The sequence below is a fragment of the Escherichia sp. E14S1 genome (assembly GCF_004211995.1).
Taxonomy (GTDB): domain Bacteria; phylum Pseudomonadota; class Gammaproteobacteria; order Enterobacterales; family Enterobacteriaceae; genus Escherichia.
This window is the reverse complement of record NZ_RHJQ01000012.1, coordinates 308,473-328,129: the sequence shown is the minus strand read 5'-3', so window position 1 is coordinate 328,129 and position 19,657 is coordinate 308,473. Positions and strand designations below refer to the sequence as shown.

Annotated in this window: 24 protein-coding genes; 9 read left to right on the top strand and 15 right to left on the bottom strand. The window is 49.1% G+C overall.

Annotated features, from left to right (window positions below):
• Positions 1-166: 166 nt before the first annotated feature.
• Positions 167-1,018 (bottom strand): glyoxalase III HchA, encoded by an 852-nt coding sequence (hchA, locus tag D9734_RS15370; protein WP_130208627.1) that lies wholly within the window; start codon positions 1,016-1,018, stop codon positions 167-169.
• A 691-nt stretch (positions 1,019-1,709) separates the two neighbouring features.
• Here hchA and D9734_RS15365 point away from each other — a divergent pair.
• Positions 1,710-2,114 (top strand): universal stress protein, encoded by a 405-nt coding sequence (locus D9734_RS15365; RefSeq protein ID WP_130208625.1) that lies wholly within the window; start codon positions 1,710-1,712, stop codon positions 2,112-2,114.
• A gap of 89 nt (positions 2,115-2,203) precedes the next feature.
• Here D9734_RS15365 and ompC read toward each other — a convergent pair whose 3' ends face one another.
• Positions 2,204-3,385, bottom strand: a complete 1,182-nt coding sequence (gene ompC / locus D9734_RS15360) for a porin OmpC (RefSeq protein ID WP_130208623.1) — start codon at positions 3,383-3,385, stop codon at positions 2,204-2,206.
• A 648-nt stretch (positions 3,386-4,033) separates the two neighbouring features.
• Between ompC and drpB the strand changes: the two genes are divergently transcribed.
• The 4 genes from drpB to D9734_RS15340 are packed head-to-tail and all read left to right on the top strand — an operon-like array spanning position 4,034 to position 6,986.
• Positions 4,034-4,315, top strand: a complete 282-nt coding sequence (gene drpB / locus D9734_RS15355; protein ID WP_246769576.1) for a cell division protein DrpB — start codon at positions 4,034-4,036, stop codon at positions 4,313-4,315.
• A gap of 39 nt (positions 4,316-4,354) precedes the next feature.
• A complete protein-coding gene (locus D9734_RS15350; protein ID WP_130208619.1) occupies positions 4,355-5,074 on the top strand; it encodes a phosphohydrolase in 720 nt (239 codons plus the stop codon).
• Between the two features lie 42 nt (positions 5,075-5,116).
• Entirely contained in the window at positions 5,117-6,535 is a 1,419-nt protein-coding gene (dcm, locus tag D9734_RS15345; protein ID WP_130208617.1) for a DNA-cytosine methyltransferase, read from the top strand.
• Entirely contained in the window at positions 6,516-6,986 is a 471-nt protein-coding gene (locus tag D9734_RS15340; RefSeq protein ID WP_130208615.1) for a very short patch repair endonuclease, read from the top strand. The genes dcm and D9734_RS15340 overlap by 20 nt, the downstream gene beginning before the upstream one ends.
• On the opposite strand, the gene yedA is transcribed toward D9734_RS15340, so the two are convergent.
• Positions 6,975-7,895, bottom strand: coding sequence for a drug/metabolite exporter YedA (gene yedA, locus D9734_RS15335; RefSeq protein WP_130208613.1), 921 nt, complete (start codon positions 7,893-7,895; stop codon positions 6,975-6,977). The genes D9734_RS15340 and yedA overlap by 12 nt on opposite strands.
• A gap of 171 nt (positions 7,896-8,066) precedes the next feature.
• Between yedA and D9734_RS15330 the strand changes: the two genes are divergently transcribed.
• The 3 genes from D9734_RS15330 (at position 8,067) to dgcQ (ending at position 11,255) form a co-directional block, all read left to right on the top strand.
• Positions 8,067-8,984, top strand: coding sequence for a DUF808 domain-containing protein (locus D9734_RS15330; RefSeq protein ID WP_130208611.1), 918 nt, complete (start codon positions 8,067-8,069; stop codon positions 8,982-8,984).
• A 78-nt stretch (positions 8,985-9,062) separates the two neighbouring features.
• Positions 9,063-9,245, top strand: coding sequence for a DUF2158 domain-containing protein (locus D9734_RS15325; protein WP_130208609.1), 183 nt, complete (start codon positions 9,063-9,065; stop codon positions 9,243-9,245).
• Between the two features lie 315 nt (positions 9,246-9,560).
• A complete protein-coding gene (dgcQ, locus tag D9734_RS15320) occupies positions 9,561-11,255 on the top strand; it encodes a cellulose biosynthesis regulator diguanylate cyclase DgcQ (protein ID WP_130208607.1) in 1,695 nt (564 codons plus the stop codon).
• Here the strand turns inward: dgcQ and D9734_RS15315 are convergent.
• Positions 11,252-12,067, bottom strand: a complete 816-nt coding sequence (locus D9734_RS15315; RefSeq protein ID WP_130208605.1) for a mannosyl-3-phosphoglycerate phosphatase-related protein — start codon at positions 12,065-12,067, stop codon at positions 11,252-11,254. The genes dgcQ and D9734_RS15315 overlap by 4 nt on opposite strands.
• A 296-nt stretch (positions 12,068-12,363) precedes the next feature.
• Positions 12,364-12,591 (bottom strand): peroxide/acid resistance protein YodD, encoded by a 228-nt coding sequence (gene yodD / locus D9734_RS15310; protein WP_000844800.1) that lies wholly within the window; start codon positions 12,589-12,591, stop codon positions 12,364-12,366.
• Between the two features lie 168 nt (positions 12,592-12,759).
• On the opposite strand from yodD, the gene dsrB reads away from it, so the two are divergent.
• A complete protein-coding gene (dsrB, locus tag D9734_RS15305) occupies positions 12,760-12,948 on the top strand; it encodes a protein DsrB (protein WP_000867217.1) in 189 nt (62 codons plus the stop codon).
• 43 nt (positions 12,949-12,991) lie between these two features.
• Here dsrB and rcsA read toward each other — a convergent pair whose 3' ends face one another.
• The 10 genes from rcsA to fliJ form a co-directional block, all read right to left on the bottom strand.
• On the bottom strand, positions 12,992-13,615 hold the full coding sequence (gene rcsA / locus D9734_RS15300; protein WP_130208603.1) for a transcriptional regulator RcsA: 624 nt from the start codon (positions 13,613-13,615) through the stop codon (positions 12,992-12,994).
• A gap of 289 nt (positions 13,616-13,904) precedes the next feature.
• Positions 13,905-14,690 (bottom strand): flagellar biosynthetic protein FliR, encoded by a 786-nt coding sequence (gene fliR / locus D9734_RS15295; RefSeq protein ID WP_130208601.1) that lies wholly within the window; start codon positions 14,688-14,690, stop codon positions 13,905-13,907.
• Between the two features lie 8 nt (positions 14,691-14,698).
• Positions 14,699-14,968: a flagellar biosynthesis protein FliQ gene (fliQ, locus tag D9734_RS15290; RefSeq protein ID WP_000187358.1), complete on the bottom strand. Its 270-nt coding sequence runs from the start codon at positions 14,966-14,968 to the stop codon at positions 14,699-14,701.
• Between the two features lie 9 nt (positions 14,969-14,977).
• Positions 14,978-15,715, bottom strand: a complete 738-nt coding sequence (gene fliP, locus D9734_RS15285) for a flagellar type III secretion system pore protein FliP (protein WP_130208599.1) — start codon at positions 15,713-15,715, stop codon at positions 14,978-14,980.
• A complete protein-coding gene (fliO, locus tag D9734_RS15280) occupies positions 15,715-16,080 on the bottom strand; it encodes a flagellar biosynthetic protein FliO (protein WP_130208737.1) in 366 nt (121 codons plus the stop codon). Before fliO ends, fliP begins: the two co-directional genes overlap by 1 nt.
• A gap of 2 nt (positions 16,081-16,082) precedes the next feature.
• Positions 16,083-16,496, bottom strand: a complete 414-nt coding sequence (gene fliN, locus D9734_RS15275; RefSeq protein WP_130208597.1) for a flagellar motor switch protein FliN — start codon at positions 16,494-16,496, stop codon at positions 16,083-16,085.
• On the bottom strand, positions 16,493-17,497 hold the full coding sequence (gene fliM / locus D9734_RS15270; protein WP_024212474.1) for a flagellar motor switch protein FliM: 1,005 nt from the start codon (positions 17,495-17,497) through the stop codon (positions 16,493-16,495). Before fliM ends, fliN begins: the two co-directional genes overlap by 4 nt.
• Before the next feature lie 4 nt (positions 17,498-17,501).
• Positions 17,502-17,966, bottom strand: a complete 465-nt coding sequence (fliL, locus tag D9734_RS15265; protein ID WP_130208595.1) for a flagellar basal body-associated protein FliL — start codon at positions 17,964-17,966, stop codon at positions 17,502-17,504.
• A 104-nt stretch (positions 17,967-18,070) separates the two neighbouring features.
• A complete protein-coding gene (locus tag D9734_RS15260; protein ID WP_130208593.1) occupies positions 18,071-19,198 on the bottom strand; it encodes a flagellar hook-length control protein FliK in 1,128 nt (375 codons plus the stop codon).
• On the bottom strand, positions 19,195-19,638 hold the full coding sequence (gene fliJ, locus D9734_RS15255) for a flagellar export protein FliJ (protein WP_130208591.1): 444 nt from the start codon (positions 19,636-19,638) through the stop codon (positions 19,195-19,197). Before fliJ ends, D9734_RS15260 begins: the two co-directional genes overlap by 4 nt.
• Positions 19,639-19,657 lie beyond the last annotated feature (19 nt).

Here is a 19,657-nt window from a genome sequence, read left to right as displayed (position 1 = left end):
GAGAATTATCATTTTGTTTAAAAACAGCTTGTGTCGCATTCTTCAGTCTGGGGTGCATAAAGTGAAGGGAAGCGTTAAAACGTCAGTAATTGGAGGTGGTCGTTTTCATGTTTGTTAAGTGGGGGAGAGTTACCCCCACTTTTATTCCACAGTAAGTGTCAGCCGATTAACCTACGTATGCGGCCAGCATCTCCTGTGCTGCCAGTTTGCCTAACGCATTTGCTGCGAAAGGACTGTCACCGGTTAAAAGTTTACGATCTTTGTGTACCCGGCCGGTAATATCATCATTGACGATGTTCATGCCCATTTTCTTCAGTTCTTCACCAAAGTACCAGGTCAGATGACCCGGCATGTAGCCAATCTCTGGTGTTTGTTTGTCTGCAGCGTCAGGGAATGCGCAAATTGAATAACCATTTAATGGGTTATCGCCGTGGCGAAGCGCCAGAAAGGCTGCCGGACCGTGGCAAAGAGAGATAACAAAACGGTCATTTTCGATTGCCCACCGCAGAGCGGCAGCCACATCTTTGCTTTCTGGTAAACCAATGAGTGCACCGTGACCGCCAGGAACAAAGATTGCTGCGTACTCGCTGTCTGCGTTGAGGCTGGCGACAACATCTGCCAATTTTTTCGGATTGCGGAACAGAGATTTGTGCTGCTCAAAGAATGGCATCACTTTTTCATCTTTACTCGGCATAGCCCAATATTCAAATTTTGTCATCAGGCCAGAAAGCGTCGCAACCTCGAACTCGAAACCAGCAGCATGCAGATGATATAACGGCAGCAACGTTTCAATCGGATGGTTTCCTGTTGAGAAGAGCTTACCATTATCAGTTGGCAAATAGCGTTCATCGGCGGCGATTACCAGAATTTTTTGCTTTCCGCTATACGATTTTGGATAGTCTACCCCATCAAGATCAGAAATCGGGCTGGTATATTGGCCTAACGAATATTCTGACGGGAAGAAAGCATTATCTTCAGCCATATCGATTTGCGGATTCTTACTTTGTTGAACAGTCATAGTGTATTCCTTGTTGTTACTTATGTAGGTTAGTCACTATATTCGCGACTGAGCTGGTTGCTATTTTTAACCAGGTGGTAAATTGGAGTCAATATATCGAAAGCGGTATGCAAGGGGGGAATGTGCGATGGTTATGCTGCACTTGTGTCGAATATTAATCATGCCGATTTCTCCTTATTGCGTAAAGTGGTCGTAATTGGTGTTAATTTATTTTAGTCTATTTTTCAGAAATCAGGATATTGATTCACGGTAGCACAATTTTTAATTGTGGTGATTTTTTGTGCTCACGTGAAGTTTAGAGCGGCGCCAGATGTGCCTACAATAGGAGGATTCGCCTGAGGCCTGCTTAAAACAGGTAAATGCTGAAGCGAAGAATCTCGCCGGGCCATGCCATGAGAGTGTAAGTTAAGAAAATGAGATTATTAGCAAAAAAATAATCGTAAAACTGTCTGGCATGAGAGATTATCGCGAAAGAATGATGATCCAGATTAAGGTTTAACTGATGACAGATATGATTAATTACTTGTCATCAGATGTACTCTTTGCACAATTTGTCAGAGGGAATGGCCTGGAGACTAAAGTGGGGCAGCAACGATAACTTTTCCAAAAAAACGACTTAAATATAGTATTAGAAATATGCACTAATAATTCAAGTGCAGTTGATTGTATTGAATTTTTTCAGGGAATACCTATGTACCGAAATATTGTTATTCCGGTGAATGTTTTTTCTCGGGATGATAGAGAGCAAGCGTTTTTGCACGCGCAATTTTTCGCCAATGTTTCTTCTGGACATGTTCACTTACTTGGCTTTATACCGGAATATTTAAGAGTTCTCGAGCGTGGGTATATTTCTGATATGCATCGTTTTAAAGAAGGTCTACGTGGGCAGGCTGTGTGCCGTTTAGCTCATATAGCAGAACAACTGGTTTTGCCTGAAGGATTTATTCATACATATGTTCATTTCGGCACTCTTCCGGAAGGGATAAAGGAACTTGCTGAACAACAACTGGCTGATGTTATTGTGCTGGGAGCTACGCAGGAATTAGGGTTTATCGACATGCTACGGCAGTTTAGCGTGCCGCTGTTGGTGATTTGATGTGGGATATAAAAAAGCCTGAATTCGATGAGGGACGAACTCAGGCCGATATTATGTTTTACAGTTACGTGCCGCGGCGCGTTGGCGGATTAGAACTGGTAGACTAAGCCCACAGCAACGATATCGTCGGTCGCGATGCCGTTTTCTTTGTAGAAGTCGTCGCCGTTGTCCAGCAGGTTGATTTTATAATCAACATAGGTGGACATATTTTTGTTGAAATAGTAGGTCATACCGATATCAACATATTTAACCAGGTCTTTGTTGGTGTAATGATGATTACCCTGGCTGTCAAAGTTATCACTATTTACACCGCCTAAATCCTTACCTTTTGATTGCAGGTAAGCGATGGACGGACGCAGACCGAAGTCGAACTGATACTGAGCAACAACTTCGAAGTTTTGGGTTTTGTTAGCGATAGCATCAGCATCACCGTAACCAGTCATGTTACGGGTTTCAGCATACATGGCTGCTAAGTAAACGTTATTAGCGTCGTATTTTGCACCAACGGTCCATGCTTCTGCTGTTTGACCGCCAGCAGTTGCATCGAAGCGATCCCCGTAACGAGTATCATGCAAACCTTTGTGAACCTGGTTATCGGTACGGTCAGAGTTAGAATATGCAGCACCCAGACTTAAACCGAAGTCGAAGTCATAGGAAGTTGACATACCGAAACCATCACCATTTTCTTTGGTAATGCTACGTCCCTTACCAGAACCTTCCTGACCGAATGGTCCACTGCTTTCATTATTACTCTGATATTGCAGAGCAAAGTTCAGGCCATCAACCTGACCAAAGAAACCATTGTTACGGTAGGTTGCAACACCATTAGCACGACCGTTCATGAAGTTGTCGGCACCAGCGTAGGTATCGCCACCAAATTCTGGCAGCATATCGGTCCATGCTTCAACGTCATATACGACACCGTAGTTACGACCATAGTCGAAAGTACCGTTCTGACCGAAACCTAAGCCTGCAAATGCCAGACGAGTTGCGGTATTGCCCTTGTCGCTCTCAGCGCCATTTGCGCCAATGTTAAACTCCCACTGACCATAGCCAGTGAACTGGTCAACGATCTGGGTTTCACCTTTGAAACCGATACGGGCATATGACATGTCGCCATCACTGCCAGAGTCATCAGAGAAGTAGTGCAGACCTGCTACTTTTCCGTATAAATCCAGTTTATTACCATCTTTATTATAGACTTCAGCCGCATTTGCTGCGCCAGCAACTAATAACGCCGGGACCAGCATTGCCAGAACTTTTCTTTTCATTATGTATTCCCTTGTGATTATAATCTTCATGAATATATCAATAAGTGCCGTTATCCAAAAAAAAGCACATTTGGATACTATTCTATGAAGTTCATTTTATTTTAAAGATTACATGTAACAAATGTATTTAAAAGATTTCAAAATGTTTCTATTCTATTTAATATAATTCATAATTATGAATTTCAGACATAAGTATTCATCATATTTATATTTGTATATCAATTGGTTATTGTTCTTTTGGAAGGATGGATTACATCAATGATTGTTGAACTAAAGACTGAGTGTGATCTACTGCACATTAATGAACGCATAAAAAAAGCCGGCATCATGCCGGCCCAAAAAATATAAACAAGACGATAAAAGGCTAATAACGTAGTCATCATGACACAGAAAACAAAAAAGGTATAATTGTATTCAATGCCAATATATTCAAAATATGAATTAATCAATTATGCCCAAACAAAAAACAAATGCCTTCCGACTTGTTTTTTCTGCACATAATGTCAGTGGTTAAGATTCATATATTTGTTCAAAAAATGAGTGAGACTTGACTGGCTCGACCGATGTGGAAAAATGTGACTTTTATCACATAACAGTATAAGTCTGAATTTTCCGGGTTATCTCAAAATGGAGTATGGTTCGACAGCAATGGAAGAAAGACTCTCTCGTAGCCCTGGCGGCAAACTGGCTTTATGGGCTTTCTATACCTGGTGTGGTTATTTTGTCTGGGTAATGGCGCGTTACATCTGGGTAATGAGCCGCATCCCCGATGCCCCCGTGTCTGGATTTGAAAGTGATTTAGGTTCAACTGCGGGGAAGTGGCTAGGTGCGTTAGTGGGGTTTTTGTTTATGGCCATGGTCGGTGCGTTGTTAGGCGGCATTGCCTGGTACACGCGACCTCGCCCCGTACGTAGCAGACGCTATGAGTAAAAACTGCTAAGGTTGCGGCTCTTTGGCAGCGGAGCGCATATGGACTTACAACACTGGCAGGCACAATTCGAGAACTGGTTGAAGAGCCATCATCAGTATCAGGACGCGGCCCATGACCTGTGTCATTTTCGCCGCGTCTGGGCGACGGCACAAAAACTGGCGGTAGATGAAGACGTGGACATGCTGGTGATTTTAACCGCCTGTTATTTTCACGATATCGTGAGTCTGGCGAAAAATCATCCGCAACGGCAGCAATCTTCAATGCTGGCAGCAGAAGAGACGCGTCGCCTGCTATGTGAAGAGTTTGCGCAATTTCCAGCGGAGAAAATAGAGCCCGTTTGTCATGCTATTGCCGCACACAGTTTCAGTGCGCAAATTACGCCCTTAACGGCGGAAGCTAGAATCGTGCAGGATGCGGACCGGATGGAAGCATTAGGCGCGATTGGCCTGGCGCGTGTGTTTGCGGTTTCAGGCGCGTTAGGTGTGGCGCTGTTTGATGGCGAAGATCCGTTCGCGCAGCATCGCCCGCTCGATGATAAACGTTACGCGCTGGACCACTTCCAGACCAAGCTGCTAAAACTACCTCAAACGATGCAAACCACAAAAGGTAAACAACTGGCGCAACACAACGCCCGTTTTCTGGTGGAGTTTATGGCCAAACTTAGTGCTGAACTGGCGGGGGAGAATGAAGGTATCGATCACAACGTGATTGATGCGTTTTCGCCAGCTGACTGCGCGCGTGGCCCTAAACCGAGGTAATTATGTTAACCTGTCGGCCATCTCATATGGCCGGTTAAATCTATGCAGGAAAATATTTCAGTAACCGATTCATACAGCACCGGGAATGCCGCACAGGCAATACTGGAGAAACTGCTGCAAATTTATGATGTTAAAACGCTGGTGGCGCAACTTAATGGTGTGGGTGAGAACCACTGGAGCGCGGCGATTTTAAAACGTGCGCTGGCGAATGATTCGGTATGGCACCGTTTAAGTGAAAATGAGTTCGCCCACCTGCAAACGTTGCTACCCAAACCGCCAGCACATCATCCGCATTATGCGTTTCGCTTTATCGATCTCTTTGCCGGGATTGGTGGTATCCGTCGCGGTTTTGAGTCAATTGGCGGTCAGTGCGTATTTACCAGTGAATGGAATAAACATGCGGTGCGCACCTATAAAGCCAACCATTATTGCGATCCGGCAACTCATCATTTTAATGAAGATATCCGCGACATTACCCTGAGCCATAAAGAGGGCGTAAGTGATGACGCGGCGGCGGAACATATCCGTCAGCACATTCCTGAACACGATGTTTTACTAGCCGGTTTTCCTTGCCAGCCGTTTTCACTGGCTGGCGTATCGAAAAAGAACTCGCTTGGGCGGGCGCACGGTTTTGCCTGCGATACCCAGGGGACGTTGTTCTTTGATGTGGTGCGCATCATCGACGCTCGTCGTCCGGCGATTTTTGTGCTCGAAAACGTTAAGAACCTGAAAAGCCACGACCAGGGTAAAACGTTTCGCATCATCATGCAGACGCTGGACGAACTGGGCTATGACGTTGCCGACGCAGAAGATAACGGCCCGGACGATCCGAAAATCATCGATGGCAAACATTTTCTACCGCAGCACCGTGAGCGCATCGTGCTGGTGGGCTTCCGTCGCGATCTTAATCTGAAAGAAGATTTCACCCTGCGTGATATTAGCGATTGTTTCCCGGTGCAGCGAGTGACGCTGGCGCAGTTGCTGGACCCGATGGTCGAAGCGAAATATATCCTGACGCCGGTGCTATGGAAGTATCTCTATCGCTATGCGAAAAAGCATCAGGCGCGCGGTAACGGCTTCGGTTATGGGATGGTTTATCCGAACAATCCGCAAAGTGTCACGCGCACGCTTTCTGCCCGTTATTATAAAGACGGCGCGGAAATCTTAATCGATCGCGGCTGGGATATGGCGACAGGTGAGAAAGACTTTGACGATCCGCAGAATCAGCAACATCGCCCACGCAGATTAACGCCTCGCGAATGCGCGCGTCTGATGGGCTTTGAAGCGCCGGGAGAAGCGAAATTCCGTATACCGGTTTCTGATACGCAAGCCTATCGTCAGTTCGGTAATTCGGTGGTAGTACCGGTTTTTGCCGCGGTGGCAAAACTGCTCGAGCCAAAAATCAGACAAGCGGTGGCGTTGCGTCAGCGAGAAACACAGCATGGCCGACGTTCACGATAAGGCCACGCGCAGCAAAAATATGCGCGCGATTGCCACGCGCGATACGGCAATCGAGAAACGTCTCGCCAGCCTGTTAACTGAGCAGGGGCTGGCGTTTCGTGTTCAGGAAGCCAGTCTTCCCGGACGTCCGGATTTTGTCCTTGATGAATTTCGCTGTGTGATATTTGCCCACGGTTGCTTCTGGCACCATCACCATTGCTATCTGTTTAACGTCCCCGCCACGCGAACAGATTTTTGGCTTGAGAAGATAGGTAAAAATGTCGAGCGCGATCGGCGCGATATCAGTCGTTTGCAGGAACTCGGCTGGCGTGTGTTGATTGTCTGGGAATGTGCGTTACGCGGGCGGGAGAAATTAACGGACGCGGGACTTACCGAGCGTCTGGAAGAGTGGATCTGCGGCGAGGGCGCCAGCGCGCAGATCGACACTCTGGGGATTCATTTACTCGCTTGATGCATCCTGAATGACGGGAGCGACAACGGGTTTAGCCGGAAAGAGATATTTCCCCAACGTGACCAGTACCACGGCGAAAACAATCACTCCTAGCGCCAGCCATTCAATCTTCGACAGCGTTTCGCCGCCCAGACTCGTACCCAGCAATACCGCGACCACGGGATTAACATAGGCGTAGCTGGTGGCCAGAGCCGGACTGACATTGCGGATTAAATACATATAAGCGTTGATGGCGATAATCGAGCCAAACAGCGTCAAATAGCCGACTGCAAGGAAACCAGAAAGCGAAGGGACTGCTGTCAGTTTTTCACCCGCAATCATCGACGCAATCATTAACACTACGCCTGCTGCCAGCATCTCAATGGCGCCTGCCATCATCCCTACCGGCAAGGTAATGCGCGAGCCATAAACCGACCCAAACGCCCAGCTAATTGAGCCGATTAAAATCAGCATTGCACCCCACGGGTTACCGCTTAAATTACCGCCACTATTGAGCATGATGATCCCGGCAAGCCCAATGGCGATACCCACCCATTCCAGTTTGCGCGTTTTAATGCCAAACAGGCGGCTGAAGCAAAGAGTAAAGAGTGGCACCGTTGCTACCACCACGGCGGCAATGCCGGAAGGGACGTTTTGATGTTCGGCAACCGTCACCATACCGTTACCGACAGCCAGCAGTAACAGGCCAATAAGCGCGGCGTTGAGCAGGGGACGTAGCGGCGGCAATTTGTGCCCACGCAGCAGTAAAAATGCCATCAATAAAAGACCTGCTGCCAAAAATCGCACCCCCGCCATCATTAACGGTGGCCAGCTTTCAACGCCAATCCGAATGACAAAATAGGTCGAGCCCCAAATGATATACAACGCAAACAGCGCGCCAAAAAGCGGTAACAACTGGCGGAAACGTATAATCCCTCACGGTGGAAATAAAAAGGTGGTTCATAGTAAACGTGAAAATCATTCTGCTGGCGAGAGATATAATTGTGCTTGATTGTTAAAAAAATGTTGACCTGTGAAGCACAGTATCAGGCAAGCGGATTTTGCTTCATACTTAGCGCGTCAACGAAAAAATGAGAGGGAATGCTTTTGGCCGGGAGTAGTTTATTGACGTTGCTCGATGATATCGCCACTTTGCTGGACGATATCTCCGTGATGGGCAAGCTGGCGGCGAAGAAAACCGCTGGCGTATTAGGGGATGACTTGTCGCTCAACGCGCAACAAGTTTCAGGTGTGCGTGCCAACCGGGAACTTCCTGTGGTCTGGGGCGTGGCGAAGGGATCGCTAATCAACAAAGTGATTCTGGTGCCGCTGGCGCTGATCATCAGTGCATTTATCCCGTGGGCAATTACGCCACTGTTGATGATTGGTGGTGCGTTTCTCTGCTTTGAAGGGGTAGAGAAAGTGCTACATATGCTGGAGGCGCGTAAACACAAAGAGGATCCGGCGCAGAGTCAGCAGCGTCTGGAAAAACTGGCGGAGCAAGACCCGCTCAAGTTTGAAAAGGACAAAATAAAAGGGGCCATTCGCACCGATTTTATTTTGTCTGCGGAAATTGTCGCCATCACGCTGGGCATAGTGGCGGAAGCGCCGCTGATTAATCAGGTGCTGGTGCTCTCAGGGATAGCTCTGGTGGTAACGATTGGCGTGTATGGCCTGGTGGGGATTATCGTTAAGATTGATGACCTGGGCTACTGGCTGGCAGAAAAGTCCAGTACGTTGATGCAGGCGTTGGGTAAGGGGCTGTTGATTATCGCGCCCTGGCTGATGAAAGCATTATCGGTTGTCGGCACGCTGGCGATGTTTCTGGTTGGTGGCGGCATTGTGGTGCATGGCATCGCGCCGCTGCATCATGCCATTGAACATTTTACCGAACAGCAGAACGCGCTGGTGGCGATGATATTACCGACTGTTTTAAATCTGATTCTTGGATTTATCATCGGTGGCATCGTGGTGCTGGGAGTGAAAGTGGTAGCGAAAATGCGCGGCCAGGCACATTAAAATTCACATTGGCTGTTATGCAAAATTCGCCATCCTCGACTAAGGTGAACAAGTTTCACTCGAAAAAAGGAGGCGAGTATGAGCTTTATGGTTAGTGAGGAAGTCACGGTAAAAGAGGGCGGCCCGCGGATGATTGTCACCGGGTATTCCAGCGGTATGGTTGAGTGCCGGTGGTATGACGGTTATGGGGTCAAGCGGGAAGCTTTTCATGAAACCGAGCTTGTTCCGGGGGAGGGGAGTTGTTCGTCGGAAGAAGTTTGAAAATGTGTAATTAACACCAGGCCGGATGTGGCGTTCACGCCGCATCCGGCAGTTGTGCCAGCGTCTGTATGGAGTGCCTGATGCGACGCTGTCGCGTCTTATCATGCTTGGGTTATACAAATAATCGATATCTGGCGATAGAATCAAAAGTAGGCCGGATAAGGCGTTCACGCCGCATCCGGCAGTCCTGCCAGCGTCAATATCGAAGGCCTGATGCCTCGTATCATGCCAACATTATAAAATTATCGTTGTTTGGCGGTACGCTATCGCCAGGTTATGCCAGAATCATTAAAAAGCAGGTTGGGAGTCGTCAGGGTGCAGCACGAGACAAAAATGGAAAACCAGAGCTGGCTAAAAAAACTCGCGCGCCGCCTGGGGCCAGGTCATGTCGTTAATCTGTGTTTTATCGTGGTGTTGATCTTCTCCACTTTGCTCACCTGGCGTGAAGTCGTGGTGCTGGAAGACGCCTATATCTCCAGTCAGCGTAATCATCTGGAAAACGTTGCCAACGCGCTCGATAAGCAATTGCAATATAACGTCGATAAACTGATTTTTTTGCGTAATGGAATGCGTGAAGCCCTTGTTGCGCCGCTGGATTTCACCTCTATGCGTAACGCTGTTGTCGAGTTTGAACAACATCGCGACGAGCACGCCTGGCAAATCGAACTCAACAGACGACGCACTCTGTCAGTAAACGGTGTCTCGGATGCGTTAGTGAGCGAGGGAAATCAGCTTTCTCGCGAAAATGAATTACTCGACAATGAAATTACTGCCGCACTGGAAGTCGGCTACTTACTACGACTGGCGCACAACTCTACTTCGATGGTTGAACAGGCAATGTATGTCTCACGCGCCGGATTCTACGTTTCGACGCAGCCGACGTTGTTTACCCGAAATATCCCTACGCGTTACTACGAATTTGTCACACAACCCTGGTTTATCGGCCAATCAGAACGAGAAAATCGTCAACGTGGCGTACGATGGTTTACCTCTCAGCATGACCATAACAATGTTACTGAACCGCAGGTCACCGTAAGCGTACCGGTCGACAGTAATAATTACTGGTATGGCGTGTTGGGAATGAGTATCCCTGTGCGCTCGATGCAGCAATTTCTAAAAAACGCTATTGATAAAAAACTGGATGGAGAATACCAGCTCTACGACAGCAAACTAAAATTATTGACTTCATCTAACCCGGAACACTCGGCGGAGGACCTTTTTGATCCTCGAGAGCTGGCATCTCTGGCGCAGGCTATGGAACACGATACGCGCGGTGGTATTAGGATGAACAGTCGCTATGTTAGCTGGGAGCGACTGGACCATTTTGACGGCGCATTAGTGCGCATTCATACGCTTAGTGAAGGTGTGCGTGGTGATTTCGGCAGCATCAGCATTGCGTTAACCCTTCTGTGGGCGCTCTTTACGACGATGTTACTTATCTCATGGTATGTGATTCGCCAGATGGTCAGCAATATGTATGTCCTGCAAAGCTCGTTGCAGTGGCAGGCGTGGCATGACACCTTAACGCGCTTGTATAACCGTGGCGCATTGTTCGAAAAAGCGCGTCCGCTTGCCGAATTGTGTCAGATACACAAACATCCGTTTTCTGTCATACAGGTCGACCTTGACCATTTTAAAGCGATTAATGACCGCTTTGGTCATCAGGCAGGCGATCGTGTGCTGTCGCATGCTGCCGGATTAATCAGTCGTTCATTGCGTTCACAGGACGTTGCAGGCCGCGTGGGCGGCGAGGAGTTTTGTGTGATTCTGCCTGGCGCTAACCTGGCGCAGGCAACGGAAGTGGCCGAACGTATTCGCCTGAAGCTGAATGAAAAAGAGATGTTGATCGCCAAGAGCACGACCCTACGCATCAGTGCTTCGCTGGGGGTGAGTAGCAGCGAGGAAACCGGCGATTATGATTTTGAGCAATTACAGTCTCTGGCCGACCGGCGGTTGTATCTCGCAAAACAAGCGGGGCGCAATCAGGTCTGCGCGAGTGATAGCCTTTAACTGGCCGTGAAAAAGTGATCCAGCCCTTCGCACCAGCCTTCCGGTCCTTCTCGCTGTGTCCGCCAGACACGGGCCGGATCCTCATTTTGCAAATGCACGCCTTCCCGGTTTAGCCCTTTTACGATCACCGCATAATCCATCACTTCCAGTAATGGTGCGTCATTTGGGCCGTCGCCTAAGCCAAGCGTGGTCGGACGTTTTCCACGCGATTGCTGATATGCCGCAATGATCCAGTTGGCTGCCTGATCTTTCCCGGCTGAGACATCCAGCACATGCCAGAAACGCGCACCTTGCACAAACTGCAAGCCCAGTTCATTCAGGCGAGCGGTAAATTGTGCCATCCGCTCGTCACTGTCGCGCCAGATAAGCGTGACCGAAGCCTCATGCAACTGCGTCAGTGCGGCCTGGCTGCGGCTTAAGCCAGTCCATTCAGCGATGGTTGTATCATCGACGTCATCAAAGGTGGTGAATTTGAAGTGTTCTTTCTCACGCAGCGTATTTAATACCTGGCTGATCTCACTATGAGCAATACCCGAGATGATGCGCGGAAAATCGTCCAAATCCTGCCATTGTTGATCCAGTTGGATCACCGCGCCGTTCTCTGCAATGAGTGACAACCCTTGCAGACCTAACATCTTTTGCAGGTACAGCATTTCAGCCGAGGTTTTACTACTACACAGGATCACGGGGATCTCCGCTTCCCGCAGGCGGATTAACCAGGAGGCGGCAGGTTGCCAGTCATAGCTATGACTGTCCAACAGGGTGCCATCAAGATCGGTGAAAATCAGCAGCGGTTGATGAATTGAAAGCATGATCGCGCAGTACTCCCTTTGCCGGATATTTCTTAAAACAGCACGAATAATAAAAAATCGTTTTTTGGGAGCGATCACGTGAACGCCATAGCCTCCAAGGGGTGACGCGGATCACACTTCCATTCATTAGTGACGTTAATCATTCATATCAAGAATATTTTCTTGTCAGCCTAAAAAATTGCGGATAAGGTGATGAACGCATCAGATTTCCTGGTGTAACGAATTTTTTAAGTGCTTCTTGCTTAAGCAAGTTTGATCCCGACCCCAACAAGGGTCGGGATTTTTTTATCACGCATTTAGCGATTCACTTCAGAGACGCTAAAGTCATGAATATCAAGTTCAAAGGCATCGGCTAATTCACGCCATGTATGATATTCACGGCCATCGACGCTAACGTGTTCCGAATCGTTCTGGCTGCGATGAACTTCGCTTTCGCTAATTTCATTGATCGCCGCCAGCAGGGCATCGACATCGACGCTGACCTCACGTTTTGCGGTATCGCTGTACTCTTTTGCGGTTTTCATCATCTTTCCTCGCAACCGTTGCTTATATGTTGCTGCCGACACGTCACGTCATGTCAGCCAGGCATTTCTTAAGTATAGACCGTTGAGAAAATCAGCACTCGCACGCGCCCGGCGCTGTCAGAAAAACGAAATTGTTCTAAACTGGCACAAAGCCACAGGAGGAAAACGATGAAGGTGAATGATCGGGTAACAGTCAAAACGGATGGCGGTCCGCGTCGTCCTGGCGTGGTACTGGCAGTTGAGGAGTTTAGTGAAGGCACAATGTACCTGGTTTCGCTGGAAGACTACCCGCTCGGCATCTGGTTCTTTAATGAAGCAGGGCATCAGGATGGTATCTTTGTGGAGAAAGCCGAGTAATTTCTGCCAGCCTGACTGGTGGTATCCCACCAGTCAGTATGCCTTAGCGCATGTTAACAAAAATACCATTTGTCACATTATCCGTCAGTCGGACGACATGGTAGATAACCTGTTTATTATGCGTTTTGATCTTACGTTTAATATTGCCTTTATGCGATGAAACGGTCTTGGCTTTAATATTCATTTGGTCAGATATTTGAATCGTTCCCTGGCCAGCCATCCACATTCGCAACATACTTGATTCGGTCCGGCTTAATGATAACGTTGGCATATTTAAAATGCTGGCCATCGTTGTCTCTTTTTTCAGAATATCGCCAAGGATATCATCAAGAGATTCCGGCTTAATCGATTTTGAACTGATCAATAAATTTTTTCTGACCAATAGATATTCATCAAAATGAACATTGGCAATTGCCATAAAGACGATAAATAACGTATTGGGATGTTGATTAATGATGTGCTTGATACGTTGACTGTTAGAAGCATCGTGGATAAAACAGTCCTCATTAATAAACACCACTGAAGGGTGCTGTGAATCACAAGCGATGGCAAGGTCATCAACGGTTTCAATGTCGTTGATTTCTCTTTTTTTCACCCCTCTACTCAACAGATACCCGGTCAAACCCAACCGGGTGTAACTACATAAATCCATAATAATCGTTGACATGGCATACCCTCACTCAATGCGTAACGATAATTCCCCTTACCTGAATATTTCATCATGACTAAACGGAACGACATGGGTCACCTAATGCGCCACTCTCGCGAATTTTCAGGCGGACTTACTATCCCGTAAAGCGTTGTATAATTTGCCTGGAATTGTCTTAAAGTAAAGTAAATGTTGCGATATGTGAGTGAGGTTAAAACAAATATTTCGCCACGGGAGTATCCTGGAAGATGTTCGCTGGTATTATTTTTCGGATAATCCTTAGGATAACAAGATAAACATTAGGGGATCATATTACAGGTAATTCGCTGATAATATCTGCCAGCAAATTAAAAATTTCACTAAATAAATGTTCGCAAAAAGGAGCAATTAACGGCATTAATGCCGCCATTAATGAGATGCCGACAGTCAACGTTAATGGAAAACCAATAACAAAGATTGATAATTGCGGGGCCATACGATTCAGTAAACCTAATGCGAGATTCAGCGTCAGCAACAGGGTAATGAGCGGTAACGCCAGCATCAACCCGTTAAGAAAAATCAAACTCCCTGCCCTGGTGAGTGCCAGAAATGCATTGCTGTTCAGCGGTTCGCTACCAATGGGTAGAGTGTGAAATGTATCGACCAGCAACGAAATCAGCCATAAATGACCGTTAAATGTCAGGAACAACAGTAGCGCCAGCATATCCATAATGCGCGCTAAGACGGGCATATTGAGATGACTACCAGGATCGACAAACGTCGCAAATGACAGCCCCATTTGCAGACCGATAATTTCGCCAGCGGTGCGCACAGCGGCGAAGGCAAATTGCATGGTAAAGCCGAGAGCAATGCCAATCAGGATTTGCTGCACCGCCAGCCATAGGGCATAGAACGAAAAAATAGCCACATCGTTGGCGGGTATTGCCGGAGCAATGGCGAACGTGATCATCATTGCGAGGCCCAGTTTTACCCGTTTTGGCACGCTGCGTTCGCTCAAAATGGGCGCGGTGGAGATCAGCGCCAGCACGCGCAGTAATGGCCAGAAATACAGGCTTAACCAGGAAAGCCATTGATCGCTTGTTACCTGCAACATTACATCGATTACCCGATGATATACGGTAGGTTAGTGAATAAGGTACGAACGTAATCCAGCAACAAGTTGAGCATCCACGGTCCGGCAATAATAATGGCGATAAATACGGCGATGATTTTCGGAATGAACGACAGCGTCATTTCGTTAATCTGCGTGGCGGCCTGCAAAATGCTGATGATAAGACCGGTGACCAGCGCCACCAGCAACAGCGGGGCAGCCAGTGCCAGCGCGACTTTCATCGCTTCTGTCCCCATCATCATGACCGATTCGGGTGTCATTTGGCCTCTCTAGCTGTAAAAGCTTTGTGCCAGCGAGCCGACCAGCAATTGCCAGCCATCCACCAGTACAAACAACATCAGTTTAAACGGCAGGGCAATGGTCGCGGGGGGAACCATCATCATCCCCAATGCCATCAACACACTTGCAATAACCAGGTCGATAATCAAAAACGGAATGAAAATCGTGAAGCCTATCTGGAAGGCGGTTTTCAACTCGCTGGTCACGTAGGCCGGGAGCAAAATGCGCATCGGTACTGCTTCAGGTCCCTGCAACGGGCCGGTATTCGCCAGCCTGGCAAACAACCCTAAATCCGCCTCGCGGGTCTGGCGCAGCATAAACTCACGCAGTGGCTGCGCCCCTTTTTCCAGTGCCTCCTGCATTGAAATTTTCTCTTCGCTGAATGGCTGGTACGCATCGACATAAATTTTGTCGATTACCGGAGACATAATAAAAAAGGTCAAAAACAGCGCCAGCCCCAGCAAAACCTGGTTGGGCGGCGCGGAGGGCGTTCCCAGTGCGTTACGCAATAAACCAAAAACAATGATGATGCGGGTGAAGCTGGTCATCATCAGTAAAATTGCCGGAATAAAAGTCAGCGAGGTGATGAACACCAGCGTCTGCACTGGGAGTGACCAGCTTTGTCCACCGCCAGGCAGCGGCTGGCTGGTGATGCCAGGCAGTTGCGCAAAGGCGAGGGGAGTAAGCAGCCAGAGAAGGGCCGGTGCGACAGACAAGAGACGACGCATCAGGCTCTCCCGCCACGCTTAAGAAAATTTTTCATGACCGACTGAAAATCGGCTTGAGGTAACTCTTCCGTTGGCGCAGAAGGGGGAAGTTTATGCAGCAGATTGATTTGCCCGGCAGTAACACCGAGCACCAGTCGCGCATCTTCCACATCGACCACCACAACCCGTTCACGTGTCCCCAACGAGGCACTAGCGCTGACTTTCAGTCCGTTCGTGCCATTACGTTTGGGAGCAAATCCCAGCCTTTTTATCAGCCAGGCCGCAGCGAGGATCAGGACAATAATGGCAATTAGCGCGCCGCTCACCTGAAGGAGCGGAGCAGCAGAAACCGGCGCGGAAGGTTGTACAGTAGCGTGGTTATTCATCACTAACGGCTCAGGCGGCGCATCCGCTCGGATGGGGTAATGATATCGGTGATCCGCACGCCATATTTATCAGCGACTACGACAACTTCGCCCTGAGCAATTAAATAACCGTTGATCAGAATATCCAGTGGTTCCCCCGCCAGACCGTCCAACGCCACGACTGACCCTTGCGTCAGACGCAACAACTCTTTGATAGTCATTCGTGTGCGGCCCAGTTCGACGGTCAGCTTAACCGGAATATCCATAATCAGGTCGATATCCTGCAATGTTCCACTGACGTCGCCGCCGCCAAGCTGCTGGAACACGGCTTCAGCCGCGCTTTTGCCGCTTGTTGATTTTTGTTCGCCTAACGCTTCAGCCCACAGATCGTCCATTGCGCCGTTGTTGTCATCGGCCGGATTATTCAAGTCACTCATTTGGGCTGTTCCTCGTTCAGAGAATTCAAAATCGGGTTAATCAAATGTTCTATCCGTAACGCATACTGACCGTTGATGGTGCCGTACTGGCTGGTCAGTACCGGAACGCCGTCAACATGGGCGATAATGCGATCGGGTTTTTCTATCGGCAGGACATCGCCGGGCTTCAGCTTTAAAATCTGCGACAGGCGCAGCGAAATATCGGCAAAGTTGGCAACCAGCTCCAGCTGTGAATGCTGAACCTGGCGCACCAGGTTATCGCGCCAGTTCTGATCTTCATTACGCGAGTTTTCCAGCGGCGGGTTAACCAACAATTCCCTCAGCGGCTCGATCATGCTGAATGGCAGGCAGATATTAAATTCGCCGGTCAGATTGCCAATCTCCACATGGAACGGCGTGTTAACCACAATGTCGTTCGGTGAGGTGGTGATATTGGTAAATTTCACCTGCATTTCGGAACGCACGTACTCGACTTCCAGCGGATTAATCGCCTTCCACGCGTCGCTATAGCCTTCAAGTGCCAGCTTCAACATGCGGTTGATGACGCGCTGTTCGGTATGAGTAAACTCACGACCTTCTACTTTGGTAGGGAAGCGACCATCGCCGCCAAACAGGTTATCCACGGCGATAAACACCAGACTCGGCGAAAACACCACCAGCCCTGTGCCGCGCAGTGGTTTCAGATGGATAAGGTTCAGGTTGGTTGGCACCGGCAGGTTGCGGGCAAATTCATGGTACGGCTGAATGCGAATGGCCCCGACGGTAATGTCCGGGCTACGGCGCAGCAGGTTGAACAGCCCCATACGAAAATGGCGGGCAAAACGTTCATTGATGATTTCCAGCGCCTGTAACCGTTCGCGCACAACCCGTCGTTGGGTATTAGGATCGTACGGACGAATGTCACTTTCGCCGCTAACACTAGCCGTCGGTTCGTCTTTGACCTCGCTGTCACCATTCAACAGCGCATCAATTTCAGCTTGAGAAAGAATACTATCGCCCATGTCGTTATCGCAGAATAAAAGCGGTATACAGCACGTCGGTGACATCCTGTTTCGGTTGCCCGGCAACAAGCGGGGGGGAAAGTGTGGCTTTAATTGCGGCAATCAGTTGTTGCTTGCCTTCTTCCGTTGCCAGCACGGCGGCATCCTGGCGCGAAAACAGTAACAGCAAGCGACTGCGGACTTCCGGCAAATACTCGCTCAACCGCGAACGGGTGGCTTCATCTTTCAGTCGCAGCGTTATACCGATATAAAGCACGCGATCTGCATTGCCAAGATTGACCGTAAAAGTGTCTAGCGCATAGAAGACAGGTGAGAGCACGACGTGTTGCTGCGCTTTGTCGCCAGCGGTCACTTGTTGCGAATGCCAGTAGCTGTAACCCGCGCTGGCACAAGCCGCGAGAGTGATGAATACCAGGATCGGGAGCCAAAGCGATCGCCTGCTTTTCTTGCTTATCGCGTAATCAGTCATGTGTTGCGGTCTTCCTGTGTCGCTACTGCTTATCGGCTAATTATCCTGCGTCTTAAGTGTGGCAAAGCGGGGAAAAGACGCGGATTAAGGTGCTACCTCTGACGTTAGGCGAAAATATCGACGCCACCATTGCCCGATGAAACTCTCTGAAGAGTTGTTGGAACTGGCAATGCATCGTCATCCTCGGTTGTCAGGCGTTCATGGCCTGCTGTGCGTGGACTTTGTTGTTGCTCGGAAGCTGCCTGCTGCTGACCGCTAAAACTCTCACCGCTGATATTGCTCTGCCCCAACTGAATTCCGCTTTCTGCCAGTTGTGTGCGCAGTACCGGCAAAGCCGCTTCCAGAGCGGCGCGCACGTGCTGATGCGGTGAAACCATCTGAATTTGCGCCTGGTTGTCATCCACCTTAAGGGAGATTTGCACTTCGCCTAAATCTTGCGGATGCAAACGCAGTTCGGCACTTTGTTGCCCCTGGCGGGTAAACAGCGAAATATGCTGGCTTAAGGATTGTTGCCATTCGTGGGAACCCAGCGGTGCGCTCAAAACAGGCGCTGCGACGGTGGGCAGTGGCTGCGTCTGGTGCGGAGTAATTAGCGGACTGGTGACAGTAGTAACAGGTGAAGGCGTGCTGATGATCTCCGCTTTACTCTGGGCTTCAGCGACCAGCGGTGTTAATGGCTGATCTGGCGCACCAGGGGCGTCGTCAGGTTGTGCTGTTGCGAGTTGCGCGGTAGTCAGTTTTGTTGAGAGTGCTTGCTTCTGCGTCGGTAACGCTGTGACAGGCGCATCAGTCACTTTGGGGGTATTGTCAAAACCGGGCAGCATAGCAAAAAGGGCGCTCAGGCTGGCGACAGCATCTTCATTAAGGTCATCCGTTTTATCGTCGGCGACCGTCTCCTTTTCTGGCATGGCTGCCAGCGTATTAACCAGAGCCGTCGTCAGCGGCGTTGTATCGGGTCGTGCTGCGGTTATTTCAGCCAGCGTTTCGTCAGTAGCGATGTGTAAATCAGACGGCAATACCCCGGCCAGAATTTCGCTGGCGCGTTCTTTACCTTGCGCGTGTGGGGTATCCACTGCAACCTGAAGCAATGGCGAAGCTTTGCCTGGTGCTGCATCTCCTGCTAATGCCCCGCTCAACAACGCAAGAAAATCCTGTGCCGTGTCAGTGGCGCTAGCACCGGGCAATGTGGATGTGTCAACGTCAGCGGTAATCAAGGGCGCTAAACGAATCATTCAGTTTTCCTCATGGCGGCGCGCTGGGCGAACTCGTCCATCTTTTTCTGATCGAGGCGGTTTTCTGCTAACAGGGCCGCCGTGGATTGCCGTTCCTGGAGGGTCTGCCAGGCCTGCAAACGTTGTTTCTTTTCTCGCCAGCTGTTCAGAGCAATGTCAACTTTCTGCGTCCACTGATTAAGCTGCTGGCGGTGCTGGGTAATGGCCTTTTCCAGCGTCTGAATGAACTGCTGGTAGTTGATCCAGCGATTACTGGTCATTCCTGCACTCATGTCGTTGTTCAGGTTGCTGCGATATTCGTTTTGATAATCGATCAGCATTTTGAGTTGTTCTTCCGCCTGCTGACATCCGCGACGCATTTCACCCAGCAGGCGGGCCGCATTATCCACCTCTTTTTCTGCCAGATCTTTCAGGGTCGCCAGGGCGCCATGTTCTGCCATCTGCTGTTATCTCCTGCGT

Excerpts from the sequence above, each read along its gene's own strand:
- hchA (WP_130208627.1), bottom strand. The coding sequence starts at position 1,018 with ATGACTGTTCAACAAAGTAAGAATCCGCAAATCGATATGGCTGAAGAT.
- D9734_RS15365 (WP_130208625.1), top strand. The coding sequence starts at position 1,710 with ATGTACCGAAATATTGTTATTCCGGTGAATGTTTTTTCTCGGGATGAT.
- ompC (WP_130208623.1), bottom strand. The coding sequence starts at position 3,385 with ATGAAAAGAAAAGTTCTGGCAATGCTGGTCCCGGCGTTATTAGTTGCT.
- drpB (WP_246769576.1), top strand. The coding sequence starts at position 4,034 with ATGGAAGAAAGACTCTCTCGTAGCCCTGGCGGCAAACTGGCTTTATGG.
- D9734_RS15350 (WP_130208619.1), top strand. The coding sequence starts at position 4,355 with ATGGACTTACAACACTGGCAGGCACAATTCGAGAACTGGTTGAAGAGC.
- dcm (WP_130208617.1), top strand. The coding sequence starts at position 5,117 with ATGCAGGAAAATATTTCAGTAACCGATTCATACAGCACCGGGAATGCC.
- D9734_RS15340 (WP_130208615.1), top strand. The coding sequence starts at position 6,516 with ATGGCCGACGTTCACGATAAGGCCACGCGCAGCAAAAATATGCGCGCG.
- D9734_RS15330 (WP_130208611.1), top strand. The coding sequence starts at position 8,067 with ATGCTTTTGGCCGGGAGTAGTTTATTGACGTTGCTCGATGATATCGCC.
- D9734_RS15325 (WP_130208609.1), top strand. The coding sequence starts at position 9,063 with ATGAGCTTTATGGTTAGTGAGGAAGTCACGGTAAAAGAGGGCGGCCCG.
- D9734_RS15315 (WP_130208605.1), bottom strand. The coding sequence starts at position 12,067 with ATGCTTTCAATTCATCAACCGCTGCTGATTTTCACCGATCTTGATGGC.
- yodD (WP_000844800.1), bottom strand. The coding sequence starts at position 12,591 with ATGAAAACCGCAAAAGAGTACAGCGATACCGCAAAACGTGAGGTCAGC.
- dsrB (WP_000867217.1), top strand. The coding sequence starts at position 12,760 with ATGAAGGTGAATGATCGGGTAACAGTCAAAACGGATGGCGGTCCGCGT.
- rcsA (WP_130208603.1), bottom strand. The coding sequence starts at position 13,615 with ATGTCAACGATTATTATGGATTTATGTAGTTACACCCGGTTGGGTTTG.
- fliR (WP_130208601.1), bottom strand. The coding sequence starts at position 14,690 with ATGTTGCAGGTAACAAGCGATCAATGGCTTTCCTGGTTAAGCCTGTAT.
- fliQ (WP_000187358.1), bottom strand. The coding sequence starts at position 14,968 with ATGACACCCGAATCGGTCATGATGATGGGGACAGAAGCGATGAAAGTC.
- fliP (WP_130208599.1), bottom strand. The coding sequence starts at position 15,715 with ATGCGTCGTCTCTTGTCTGTCGCACCGGCCCTTCTCTGGCTGCTTACT.
- fliO (WP_130208737.1), bottom strand. The coding sequence starts at position 16,080 with ATGAATAACCACGCTACTGTACAACCTTCCGCGCCGGTTTCTGCTGCT.
- fliN (WP_130208597.1), bottom strand. The coding sequence starts at position 16,496 with ATGAGTGACTTGAATAATCCGGCCGATGACAACAACGGCGCAATGGAC.
- fliM (WP_024212474.1), bottom strand. The coding sequence starts at position 17,497 with ATGGGCGATAGTATTCTTTCTCAAGCTGAAATTGATGCGCTGTTGAAT.
- fliL (WP_130208595.1), bottom strand. The coding sequence starts at position 17,966 with ATGACTGATTACGCGATAAGCAAGAAAAGCAGGCGATCGCTTTGGCTC.
- D9734_RS15260 (WP_130208593.1), bottom strand. The coding sequence starts at position 19,198 with ATGATTCGTTTAGCGCCCTTGATTACCGCTGACGTTGACACATCCACA.
- fliJ (WP_130208591.1), bottom strand. The coding sequence starts at position 19,638 with ATGGCAGAACATGGCGCCCTGGCGACCCTGAAAGATCTGGCAGAAAAA.